Consider the following 12,003-nt stretch of genomic DNA (forward strand, 5'->3'; position numbering starts at 1 on the left):
CCTTTGTTTCTTTGTCAAGGGATGTAACTAGCAACTTGAGTTATTAGCAGTTACACAACCGTTGCTATTGGACATGATATCAGTTATAATTCACAAAAAGCTCAAAAAATATATAAAAAAGCAGAAATAGTGTATGATATTATCATTAGGAATTACCCCAAGAAACTCGGTTTATCCGAAAAATCGTTGGTTTTGAAGAAACCGGGTTTATGGCGTCGTCGTGGGTAAGTCCCCAGGGTAAATTACCCAGGAGTAAAATATTCAGGAATAGCATCAGCCAAATGGCCAAAATTATTTTGATTAAGCGGAAATTTTGGGAAATTGCAATTGCGCGATCGCCGACAGACTGTCAATCTAACTTTGGCAGGGTCCGCAGTCTCGAACCGTTTTGGATGGACGGGGAAATCCGATGGCACAAAGTGCTTTTGGGATTTGAGAAAGTGCTGCTAATAAACTTTCATCTCATTAATTAAAAAAAGTTCAATCTACCAATCCAAAATATAACCTAGAATGAATCATCAACTCGAATCCCGACCAAACTTAGATAAAAACGAAACAGGAGTGGCGCTGGTTTGTCTAATTGGTGGCTTAGTTTCCATCTCTTTGGCGGCCATTTTTATCAAATGGAGCGAACAGGAAATCAGTCCCTATTCTACCGCGTTTAATCGCTTTTGGATTAGCACAATAGTGATGCTGCTGTGGTATAAATTGAGTGGGACGCGCAGTCAAAAAATGGAACAAAAACCCCAACCTAATTCAATCTATACAGGTTGGGTGCTGTTGCAGTTGTTGGGGGTGGGAATTTTTTTAGCAGCTGACTTGATGCTTTGGGCATGGTCTTTAACTCAAACCAGCGTTGCTAATGCAACGGTGCTGGTAAACTTTACGCCGCTGTTTACGAGCTTGGGAGGATGGTTGTTTTGGGGTAAGCGATTTGATCGCAAATTTGTCATCGGTATGAGCATTGCCATTTGCGGATCAATCGCTCTGGGAATCAATGACCTGCAACTGAGTCCCGACAAACTCACTGGTGATATTATGGCTTTACTGGCGGCGCTGTGCTTTGGGATTTATTTGCTGCTTTTAGAGCAACTGCAAACCCGGTTAAATGCGATCGCAATTATGTTGGGGTGTTCTGCGAGCGCTACCTTGTTAACCTTACCCTTTGTCCTGAGCGCTGGAGAGGGACTTTTCCCCTATACCTGGCAAGGGTGGCTGTCAGTTATTTGCCTTGCCATCATTTGCCAAGTGGTGGGTCAAGGACTTTTAGCTTATAGTCTCAATCGCTTGTCATCGGGATTTGTCGCCCTCTTTCTCATGCTCGATCCAGTGTTAGCAGCAATCGGTGCTTGGGTATTTTTCTCCGAAGGGTTAACATTCTTAAACTTGCTAGGCTTTGCCGTAATTTTGTTGGGCATCTACTTGGCACTATCAGGGGATTCTGCTATCAAGGAACAGGTACCATTAGTACAAGCGTGAGCTATTGGCTAATTGCTAATTGCTAATTGCTAATGGTCAAGGCTATTTTGTGTAGGTGCGTTAGTGAAACGTAACGCACCACAACCTCTGGGGAATGTCGCTTACTACAAACCAATTAAGTAAGTGTAATTCCATCCTACTGGCTAGGCTCACAGCTCAGGACTTTTATGACAAAAAGCCAGGATAGCAATTTTAACAACGCGATCGCCAACCTTTCGTTTCCGGTTGCCAATTTCTTTCAAGAGTTTGATGCTAAAACATTGCCGATCAGTCTGGCAGCCGGACTCCCAATCGGCATGATAGGGGTATTATTTGATACTTCTTTGGCGGCTGTTTTCAGGGGATTTGACAAGCAAGCTCAGGGAATTGGCATTGTTTTGTCGAGCGCGATCGCAGTTCGCGTTGTAACTTCTTTGACCAGTTCCTTCCCCACAATTACGGCGGATATAGACACGCTACCAATAGCAGTTTTAGCGGGAAGTGCAGCAGCAATTAACAGCAGTTTGTCTGATAGCGCCGATGCAGAAACAATCTTTGTCACGATACTTGCCACATTTGCCCTTACTGCTTGGTTAACGGGAGCATTTCTCCTGGCGTTGGGACAATTCAAAGTGGGGGAATTGATTCGGTTTATTCCCTACCCAGCGCTCGCGGGATTTTTAGCAGGAACGGGTTGGTTATTATTTCGCGGTTCTCTCGAAATTATGACCGATGTAAAGCTGAATTTCTCCAGCCTTGCGGTGATGTTTCAAACTGACATATTGCTGCGGTGGTTACCCGGATTGATATTTGCCGCCGTGCTGGTGTTAATTTCACGCCGTTACAAACATTGGTCGATCGTGCCAACTGCAATTGTGGCGGCAATTGGATTGTTTTATCTATTTTTATGGGCAAGCCATACTGGTTTTGAAGATGCGATCGCTAAAGGTTGGCTGCTAGAACCTTTTACCTCTGGAAGTCTTTGGCAACCTTTCAACCAGGCAAAATTAATCCAGGTGGATTGGTCAGTCATTTCAACTCAAATTGGCGATATATTAACGATTGCCGCTATCAGTCCCATTGCCATTTTACTCAATGCCAGTGCGCTGGAATTAGCGGCTGAATGCGATATTGACTTTAATCGAGAATTAAAAGCGGCTGGCATTGCCAATTTAGCGGTGGGAGTGGGTGGCGGTCTGGTTGGTTAAGCTGCTACGCATCTAATTTGGCGACCAATTTTTATCAGCTTCTTGTGGGATGGGCATCTTGCCCGTCAGTTTATTCGATTTAAATGCGTAGCAGCTTACCATACATTGAGCGATTCATTGTTAGTGTATCGCTTGGGTGCGAGAAATCGCCTCGTGGGTTTAGTTTCAGCCGGTGTATTTGCGATAGCATTATTTTTCGGCGCTGCTACTTTATCCTTATTTCCCAAGCCAATTTTAGGCGGCTTGCTGTTATTTTTCGGTTTATCTTTACTGATTGAATCCCTTTGGGATGCTGGGGATAAACTGCCCAAAACTGAATATTTCATCGTCTTGTTAATCCTAGTCGTTGTCGGTGCGGTTGGCTTTCTGCAAGGCGTGGGAGTCGGTTTAGTTGCAGAGATTATTCTATTTGTCGTCAACTATAGCCGCATTGATGTGGCAAAACGGGTAGATTCCGGCGTCAACTACCGCAGTCGCGTTCAAAGACCGCCAAACCAAGTACAGTTACTGCGGCAAAAAGGCGAGCAAACTTACATTCTGGAACTGCAAGGGTTAATCTTCTTTGGGACGGCGAACAAGTTACTCAACCAAATTCGAGAGCGACTCGATCTTGCTAACGAAAACTTGCGTTTTGTCATCCTAGATTTTCGCCAGGTAACGGGACTCGAATCCTCCGCTGTTTTGAGCTTTGCCAAACTCAAGCAAATTGCTAAAAAGCAGTCATTGCAGTTAGTTTTGACCGATTTACCGCCAACTGCTGCCAAACAATTCCACCAGGGAGGCGTCCTGGAAACTCCCGATCCCGTGTTTCAGGTTTTTCCCGATTTAGATCGAGGATTAGAGTGGTGCGAAAGTCAAATTTTAGAAGTTATATCATGTCCGGTGGTATCGGTAGTGTATCGATGGCTAATTGCTAATAGCTAATTGCCAATTGCCTGACAGCAGCCATTAGCGATTAGCTATTAGCAGTTACACAACCGTTGCTTAAGGACGTGATATTAGTCAATTGCACTGTTCTCGTTTTTTACCATTGGTCATGCAGCTTTGCACCAGCTTTCTTTCTGCGGAGCAAGCGACTAAACTAATGCAATATCTGGAATTGGTGCATCTATCTGAAGGTGAATTTCTATTTCGCCAAGGCGATCCTTCTGAAGGGCTTTATTTTATAGAGTCCGGTCAAATTAGCGTTGTCGTCGCACTCTCCGATGGTGAGACAAAACGATTGCGGACTTACACCACCGGCGCGATTGTTGGCGAAATGGGTTTGTATGGTAACGCACCTCGTTTTGCGTCAGTAGTTAGCGTGAGCAACAGTCGCCTTTACCATCTTTCTAACCAAGCTTTTGCTCGCATCGAAACCGAAGAACCACTACTAACGCAAGTTGCTAGTTATAAACTTTGGCGTTGCAAGCTTGCAAGCTTGCTAATTGCTAATCTAGGATTTTTAGCAATCTCGCCATTAGCTTCTATAGCTTCTATAGCTTCTATTTATGACATAACTAGCAACTTGAGTTACTAGCAGCCACCTTTCACAAATTTATTGTCAACTTGCTATCCGTTCACATCTATGAAAGAAGAATTTCAACCGCGTAATTTATCATCCAGTCTCATATCATGTCCGGTCGATTACCCTGAATTAGGAGTAGGGAACATCCAACAGCTGCGTGAAAAAACTTTTAACCAATTGATGTTCCCTACAAGACAACCCACAAGAGAAGGTTTTTATTACGGGTGATTCAACGCACATGATATCACGGCTGGTTTAATATTAGGATTAATCCGAGTGCTGACCTATATTACCCCGATGGCAGCACTGGTTTTTTCCGGCAAGCTGGAACCTTTTTTAGCAACAGGAATTGGCATCACTTTATTTAGCACCGCCGCGATTGGGACAGTAGTGGCGCTGCGGCGTTCCTTTGTCGGGACGATTGTGCTTCCCGTACCGTCAGCGATGACCATTTTAGGAGCGATCGCAGCTGCCATTGCCGCCAAGATCCCCACCAAAGGAAGAATTGCTGTTAACTGTTGTGGGTATCATCTGCTCAAAAAGAGATTGATAATTTACTGGCATAATCGGCTTAGAAAAACAAAGGAAAAACCATGACCAAAATTATTTCAATCCACTCCTATCGAGGGTTGTATCATCATATCGTGTCGCTTCGCATCGGTTGTGCAAGTGCCAGGGTTTTTTTACCCAATTCCCCCTTGTCCCATTGTTGACTATATCAATGCAACCTGACATGATATAGCAATCCCTCTTGAGTTGTGAAATGAATGTAGGGGCTACCGTACCGTGGTTGCCACGGCAAACGGGGTAGGTACGGGGGCGCTACCCCGACAAATTTTCACAATTCCATTAGGATTTCTCTATCAGGCATATTTCGTTCATAACCGTTTATGTAAAAATAGGTAGTGATGAGCAGAAATTGATCGGTAGCTTGGTTGATTCAATCCAAAATATGAATAACACAGCCGCAATTTTCTACAAAAGAGATGGTTACGATACATCTGGGGTAAGGCTTCTAGGTCGTCAAGCTGCGGGTGAAGGTTTTCTGAAAGCTTTAGTGCAACATGGAACAGCCGATTCACTATATTGCTATACATCTAGCCAAAAAGAATTCGTTGAATTTTGCGCTCGCATTCAACCTTGGATGAAACGTCCTCGCCAAGTTAAGTGGTTATCTACCAGCAATCATCAAGTGCTGGCACAAGCGGGAACAATCTATCACCCAGACCCTGCGCTATCTAAATATGCTTGGAATAGACGATTTTACGATCAACGCGCATACAGTATCTGCGGAGTAACTCATACTATTGCAAGTATGGAGGGCATGGCAAGCATTGGTGATTTACTTATTGCCCCGCTTCAGCCTTGGGATGCTCTCATCTGTACATCCGTTGCAGTTAAAAATGCTATTGAACGTCTTCTTAATACCTGGGCTGAATATTTAGCTCAACGCACAGGCGGTAAACCAAATATTCATATCCAACTGCCAATTATTCCTCTAGGTATTGATTGCGATGCCTTTAATCTTGGGGATAATACCACAAACACCCGGAAAAGCCTGCGTCAAACACTCGGCATTCCCCAAGATGATATTGTTGTGCTGTTTGTGGGTAGATTGTGCTTTTATGCCAAGGCACATCCTGTGCCAATGTATTTGGCTTTAGAAAAAGCGGCACAAGCGACCAAAGCCAAAATTCATTTTGTGCAGGCTGGCTGGTTTGAAGATGCAACAGAGGAAGTTAGCTTTAAACAAAGTGCCCAAATTTTCTGTCCATCGGTCAATTGTCTTTTTGTCGATGGACGCCAACCAGAAATTCGTTCGGGGATTTGGTCGGCAGCAGATATTTTTATGTCATTAGCAGATAATATCCAAGAAACTTTTGGACTGACACCAATTGAGGCAATGGCTGCTGAGTTACCTGTAATTGTCTCAGATTGGAATGGTTATCAAGAGTCTGTGCGTCATGAAATCGATGGTTTGAGAATTCCTACACTGATGCCTCAGCCAGGATTAGGGCTGGATTTGGCCTTTGCATATCTCAGTAATACTTTAAATTACAGCGGCTATATTGCTCATTCATCAATGGCAATAGCAGTTGATATTGACGCAGCATCAAGAGCAATAGTAGATTTGATTGCTAATCCTGAACTGAGAAAGCGTCTGGGAAAAAACGGACGACAACGCGCTCAGAAAACTTATGATTGGAAAGTTGTAATCGCAGCTTACGAAAATTTCTGGCAGGAACTAGCAGAAATTCGTGCTGCTGCACCAATGTCTGCACCGCTTCAGCCAGGTAACCCACCAGTACCTTTATGTGACGATCCTTTTAGATTGTTTGCGCATTACACCAGTACAACACCCAACCAGGATTTAGTTCTCGAACTTGGTGCGATGAGTACACCAGAGCGTTTGCAACAAATCCGGCAGAATTGGATAACCAATTTTGGCGCAGACAAAAGAAACGGAAATTCAACTATAGATGCTGTATTAGCTGCGCTCGCCCAAAACGGCCGAGTCTCAATTGCAACAATCCTCAACTCTCATACAGATGTTTCCCCCACACAATTACTTCGTACCCTTCTGTATCTTGTAAAATTTGATGTTCTGCGTGTGACAGATTCTCCCTAGTACAGCTTGGCGTCAATCAGCCAACCCTTGATTTGCCTGAATAGCTAAGGTTATCATCTGCTCAAAAAGAGATTGATAATTTATTGGCGTCAGGGAAAAAGCATTATTATGAACCTCGAATGGTGCCGACAAGAATTGCAGCCGACGCGCCTTCTACCCAGTCTCACAGCTGGTCTAGTCGCCGGGATTTTTGCAGTTATTTACAGTGTCTCTTTTGCTACCCTGATTTTCTCAGGAAATCTCTCCCAGTATTTACCAATCGGCTTGGGATTGACCCTGTTTACCTCGACGGTAGTCAGCGCAATCGTTGCTTTGTTCAGTGCCAATCCCACCGCGATCGCCGGTCCTCAAGAGACTACCGCAGCTATTTTGGGTTTGGTTACTAGCACAATTGCTGCCACGATGTCTGGGACGAATTCAACAGAAGAAATCTTGCTGACGGCGTACGGAGCAATTGCGTTTAATTCCACCATCACCGGGATTTTTTTCTTAATTTTGGGTCGCTTTAGAATAGGCGAACTAATCCGGTTTGTTCCTTATCCAGTCGTCGGCGGATTCCTGGCTGGATCTGGCTGGCTGCTGGTAAAGGGGGGTTTTCGGATTGTCACGGGTTTATCCCTGGAATTCTCTACCTTGCCAAAGCTTGTCCAGTCAGAGCAACTAATCAATTGGATACCGGCACTGATATTTGCGGTGCTGCTATTTTTCATTTTGAAGCGCTATAGTCATTTCCTGATAGTGCCGGGAATGGTACTGGCTGGGATTGCGACGTTTTACTTAGTGTTGCTGTGGACTGGCACATCTGTTGCCGCAGCCAGTCAAAAAGGGCTACTGCTAGGTCCTTTTCCAGAAGCAGGAATGTGGCACGCATCAACATTAACTTTATCAGCCGTGACAGGAGCTAATTGGCAAACTATCTTCGGACTGATTGGCAATTTCGCCACGCTTTGGTTTATTCAAGCGATTTCCATCCTGCTCAATATCAGCGGGATTGAGGTCGTTAGCCAGCGAGATATCGATCTCGATCGCGAACTCAAGACAGCAGGAGTAGCCACCTTAGTATCTGCTGTTGGAGGTGGTATCGGTGGCTTCCACCATCTGAGTCAGTCAGGTCTCGTTTACAGATTGGGGGCAAGAAGTCGCTTAGCTGGGTTGTTGGTTGCCTTACTTTGTGCAACGATGCTGATGTTGGGAGCATCAATTTTATCCTTCTGCCCAAAACAAGTTATTGGTGGACTACTGATATTCAACGGCTTATCCGCTCTCGTAACCTGGGTCTACTTGGCGTGGTTTAAATTTCCTCTATTCGATTACTGTCTGATCATCCTAATTATATTTTTCATGACCGCATTCGGCTTTCTTGAAGGTGTTATTGTTGGGATGATTGCTGCGGTCATTCTCTTTGCCATCAACACCAGTCAGATTGCTGTCACCAAGCATACCTTCACTGGAGCAAACCGCCACAGCCAAGTGCAAAGACCGCCAAACGAGGAACGCCTGCTGCGTCAAAAAGGAGAGCAAATTCATATTCTCGAACTGCAAGGATTAATCTTTTTTGGCACGGCTCGCAAATTGCTCGATCGGATTCGCGAACGGCTAGAAAATCCAGATCTTCCTACAGTGCGTTTTCTCGTACTCGACTTTCGCCGGGTCAGTGGATTGGACTCTTCAGGGGTGATGAGTTTTTCCAAGCTCAAACAGATTGCCAAACAAAAGCAAATCTCTTTGTTGTTTACCAACCTTTCATCGAAGGACATCACGCAACTCCAGCAAGGAGGCTGCTTAGAATCTGAAGATCCCGTCTGCCAATTATTTCCCGATTTAGATCGAGGTTTGGAATGGTGTGAAAACCAAATTCTAGAAACAGCTAAATTGCGTCGTCGCCGCTTTTTGCCTTTAGCACTGCAACTTAAAATCCTGCTCCCCGATCTTGAGAATGGCTCCCAGTTGATGCAGTATCTGGAACAGGTTCAAATCAAGCAAGGTGAATTCTTACTGCACCAAGGAGACCCTGCCGATGGTTTTTACTTCCTGGAATCGGGTCAAGTCAGCGTCGTCCTCGAACTACCCAACAGTCAGACTCAACGACTAGCGACCTATGACAGCGGCACTATCCTGGGCGAAATCGGTCTTTACCGGAAAGAACCCCGCACCGCTTCAGTGGTGGCTGACCAGAACAGTCGTCTTTATTATCTCTCCGCTGAGGCTTTTGAGCGGATGGAGAATCAAGAGCCAAAGTTAGCAGCAACCATTCATAAATTTATTGTCAACTTGCTGGCAGAACGCCTCAAACAGCGCTCCGAAGAACTGCAAAATCTTCTTAAGTAACTCAAGTGGAATGCTAATTGCTAATTGCTAATTGCTAATGGCTAATTGCCACGATCAAGCCGCTCCATCCCGGTCTCGTTTCTCCAGCAGCTCCCTGATAGTGGCTAATTCCTGCCGTAGACTTTCCAGCTCGCTTTCTTGCTGTTTGGCTTCGGGTGTCAGAAACCATGCCGCTACAAATCCTGAGAATGTAGCGAACAGACCTACACCTAAAAATAACGGGAGCGTGGTAGCCCCGTCAATTTATTGCGGGGTGGAAACGCGACACGAGCGGTTTTAACCGCAGTCAATATTAAGCTTAATTAATGTTGATTCTTGGCATTCAGAAGAGCGTATACAATTTAAGAATAAATTAATTGGAGGTGATAGTAATTGGCTAAAAGTAAGACATCAACATTTGTAACGGAACTGCCATTAATCGTAGATAGCTTCCAGGAGAAGCAACTGTTGTCTCGCTTTCAAGCAGCACGGCAACTATATAATGCCTGCCTGAGCGAAGCAATGGCAAGAATGAATCTGGTACGTAATTGTGCAGCTTACCAATTAGCCAAGCAAATAGATCGCAAATCGAAAAAAACAAGAAGCGACGCCTTCAACGCCGCAAGGCGAGCCTACAGATATTCCGATTACGACATTCAAGCTTATGCCACAATTGTTAGCAATAGATCGAAGTGGATAGCTCAAATGGTTGATTCCAACACCCAACAAACTATAGCCACCAGAGCTTTTAGAGCTAGTGAAAGAGTTTTGTTTGGTAGAGCAAAAAATGTACGCTATAAAGTACCGAGTAGATTTAGAAGCGTCGAAGGCAAAACCAATAAACAAGGCATCAGGTGGAAAAACAACGCGCTCATCTGGGGTAAATTGAAGCTGACGCCGATTATCTGTGACGATAATCCAGTAATTCAACACGGTCTAAATTCCCCAGTAAAATACGTTCGCCTGTTGTGGCGGGAGTTAAATGGTAAGCGACGCTGGTACGTTCAGTTGGTTAACTCAGGAACGCCATATCAGAAAGAAAAAAACTATGTGGCTGATGGAGTCATTGGCTTAGACCTCAATATTGCCAACATTGCCTTTGTCGGAGATAACAAAGCCGGACTGCTGCCATTCGCGGATAAAGTGCCAACTTACGAGAGTGAAATAAAAGCCTTACAGCGTCAAATGCAACGTTCCCAGCGCTGCTCAAACCCAGAAAACTATGAAGCTGACTTTACCGCTAGTGTAGGACGCAGATCTGTTGTTAAAAAAGGTAAGCCTAAAAAAGGACTTCGGCGATGGAAAAAGTCTAAAACATATCAAAAGATAGCCAGGAAGAAGAGAGAGTTAGAACGCCGCAAGAGTGCCTATGCCAAGTCTCAAAACCGTAGAATTGTTAACGAAATTTTGAGACACGGTAAGCACATCAAAACCGAAAATGTGTCGGTGAAGTCGTGGCAGAAACGATACGGCAAGGCAATTTCTGCTAAATCTCCTGGGTTTGTCCAATCCGAATTGGCCCGTAAGGCTGAGAGCGCTGGCGGGTCATTCATGAAGTTTTCTACCCAAAAAACGGCACTGTCGCAAACCCATTTAACTGGTGAACGGATCAAAAAGAAACTTTCAGATCGCGTTCATTTTGACCAAACTGGATTTGCGATGCATCGGGATCTTTTTGCTGCTTATTTGGGTAGATTTGTCAATGAGGAAGGTGTCCTTCTATTGCATCTCGCTGTGGAACAGTGGGAGAGGTCGGAGCCTTACTTGCACGAGGCATGGAGGGATTTTCAAATAAACCGCGAACGATTAGGCGCGTCCGAAAGTAGGCAGTCTCATTCTCCCTTGGAGCGGTTCTCGGCACAGTCAGGAAATGTTAACCAGATAGCCATTAAGGGCAAAAAGTTAACCTAAACTCCTGGCCTGAATCTCCGCGTATGCGAGAGCGGAGAGTGGCTCAATTGAGAAGATGATGACCACAATCGATACCAAAGCTGCGGCTAGGAAGGTTCCTTGCGATCGCCAGTCCAAAATCAAAGATATCAGCAGTTTTGTGGCGCGAACGCCGCGCAGGACGCGGAAGATACGCACAACGCGAGTCATACGACCCCAGCGAAGTGCTTCTACGGTAGGGATACTCGATGCCAGATCTATCCAGCCCCAAGTGTACAGATACCGCCATTTGTTTGGGGCGCGGTACAAACTGATGAGAAAGTCAAGAAAAAATAACGCACAAACGGCATTGTCAGCGTACTTAAGGATTTTGTGGGTGGATGGATCGAGCAAGAAGAAAGATTCAAACGCCAATGTCCCCAAGGCATAGAGACACAAGGCAAGCATGAAGACTTGATACGGCTGCGACCGAACATCTTTTGAACCAGACGAAGGCAACATGTTTGATTCCTATTTTTCAATGTAACAATTTACTTTGGCATTTTTACCTTAATCGTAGACAGCGAGCGCCTTTGAGCCGTTGTCATCGATTGTCCCCGGTGCGTAAGCAGGCTCTGAACTTCCGCTCGTGCCATTTCCAGCGGTAGCCATCCGGGTCGAATTGCGCGATCGTATCGGGGAAAGCATCACCCAATTTCTTCAATAGTCCGCTCAGCCAACTGGTTGATTTTCCCAACCTGGCTGCTAGCGCTTTGCCTGTAAGCTAGAAAGGCACGTTGTTAGCGTCGGTTGGGTTATCTTCTGCCGACAGCGCGCCGCCTTGGCAGAATTCTGCTACCAGTTGCTTAAACAGCAGTTTCACAAGCTTTGCAGCACAGCGCGCGCCAACCGAATCAGCGCGAATTTTAGCTGCTGGCGAATCGAACCAGACCGGGCAGCTTGAGTTTTTTGCTCGAGACTAGCAGCAATCGTAATAGCCATTGGATTCCCCGATTTAATCAACG

The 12,003-nt window shown here is 45.2% G+C and carries 9 protein-coding genes and 1 pseudogene; 8 read left to right on the plus strand and 2 right to left on the minus strand.

Annotation, left to right across the window (positions count from 1 at the left end; translation table 11 throughout):
* The first annotated feature begins 510 nt into the window (after positions 1–510).
* The 8 genes and pseudogenes from MiSe_RS28070 (at position 511) to MiSe_RS28105 (ending at position 11,020) form a co-directional block, all read left to right on the plus strand.
* On the plus strand, positions 511–1,479 hold the full coding sequence (locus MiSe_RS28070) for a DMT family transporter (protein WP_226586698.1): 969 nt from the start codon (positions 511–513) through the stop codon (positions 1,477–1,479).
* 296 nt (positions 1,480–1,775) lie between these two features.
* Positions 1,776–2,990 (plus strand): annotated as a pseudogene (locus MiSe_RS28075) (SulP family inorganic anion transporter); the annotation flags it as partial.
* Between the two features lie 111 nt (positions 2,991–3,101).
* Positions 3,102–3,590: an STAS domain-containing protein gene (locus MiSe_RS28080; RefSeq protein ID WP_226586720.1), complete on the plus strand. Its 489-nt coding sequence runs from the start codon at positions 3,102–3,104 to the stop codon at positions 3,588–3,590.
* A 160-nt stretch (positions 3,591–3,750) separates the two neighbouring features.
* Positions 3,751–4,185, plus strand: a complete 435-nt coding sequence (locus tag MiSe_RS28085) for a cyclic nucleotide-binding domain-containing protein (protein WP_226586700.1) — start codon at positions 3,751–3,753, stop codon at positions 4,183–4,185.
* Between the two features lie 264 nt (positions 4,186–4,449).
* Positions 4,450–4,770, plus strand: a complete 321-nt coding sequence (locus tag MiSe_RS28090; RefSeq protein WP_226586702.1) for a hypothetical protein — start codon at positions 4,450–4,452, stop codon at positions 4,768–4,770.
* Positions 4,771–5,125: 355 nt separating this feature from the next.
* Complete coding sequence (locus MiSe_RS28095; protein WP_226586704.1) at positions 5,126–6,802, plus strand: glycosyltransferase family 4 protein; 1,677 nt, start codon at positions 5,126–5,128, stop codon at positions 6,800–6,802.
* Positions 6,803–6,910: 108 nt separating this feature from the next.
* A complete protein-coding gene (locus MiSe_RS28100; protein WP_226586706.1) occupies positions 6,911–9,130 on the plus strand; it encodes a SulP family inorganic anion transporter in 2,220 nt (739 codons plus the stop codon).
* 372 nt (positions 9,131–9,502) lie between these two features.
* Positions 9,503–11,020: a transposase gene (locus MiSe_RS28105; RefSeq protein WP_226586708.1), complete on the plus strand. Its 1,518-nt coding sequence runs from the start codon at positions 9,503–9,505 to the stop codon at positions 11,018–11,020.
* Here MiSe_RS28105 and MiSe_RS28110 read toward each other — a convergent pair.
* Positions 11,012–11,500 carry an ion transporter gene (locus MiSe_RS28110; protein WP_226586710.1) on the minus strand — a complete coding sequence of 163 codons (489 nt, stop codon included), beginning with the start codon at positions 11,498–11,500 and terminating at the stop codon, positions 11,012–11,014. The genes MiSe_RS28105 and MiSe_RS28110 overlap by 9 nt on opposite strands.
* 48 nt (positions 11,501–11,548) lie before the next feature.
* Positions 11,549–11,686, minus strand: a complete 138-nt coding sequence (locus tag MiSe_RS28115; RefSeq protein ID WP_226586713.1) for a hypothetical protein — start codon at positions 11,684–11,686, stop codon at positions 11,549–11,551.
* Positions 11,687–12,003: the final 317 nt, after the last annotated feature.

It is taken from the genome of Microseira wollei NIES-4236 (assembly GCF_020521235.1).
In the GTDB taxonomy this organism is placed as follows: domain Bacteria; phylum Cyanobacteriota; class Cyanobacteriia; order Cyanobacteriales; family Aerosakkonemataceae; genus Microseira; species Microseira wollei.

Bases quoted from the DNA above. Each gene is read 5' to 3' on its own strand.
- MiSe_RS28095 (WP_226586704.1), top strand. From the start codon at position 5,126: ATGAATAACACAGCCGCAATTTTCTACAAAAGAGATGGTTACGATACA.
- MiSe_RS28085 (WP_226586700.1), top strand. From the start codon at position 3,751: ATGCAATATCTGGAATTGGTGCATCTATCTGAAGGTGAATTTCTATTT.
- MiSe_RS28070 (WP_226586698.1), top strand. From the start codon at position 511: ATGAATCATCAACTCGAATCCCGACCAAACTTAGATAAAAACGAAACA.
- MiSe_RS28100 (WP_226586706.1), top strand. From the start codon at position 6,911: ATGAACCTCGAATGGTGCCGACAAGAATTGCAGCCGACGCGCCTTCTA.
- MiSe_RS28115 (WP_226586713.1), bottom strand. From the start codon at position 11,686: ATGCTTTCCCCGATACGATCGCGCAATTCGACCCGGATGGCTACCGCT.
- MiSe_RS28110 (WP_226586710.1), bottom strand. From the start codon at position 11,500: ATGTTGCCTTCGTCTGGTTCAAAAGATGTTCGGTCGCAGCCGTATCAA.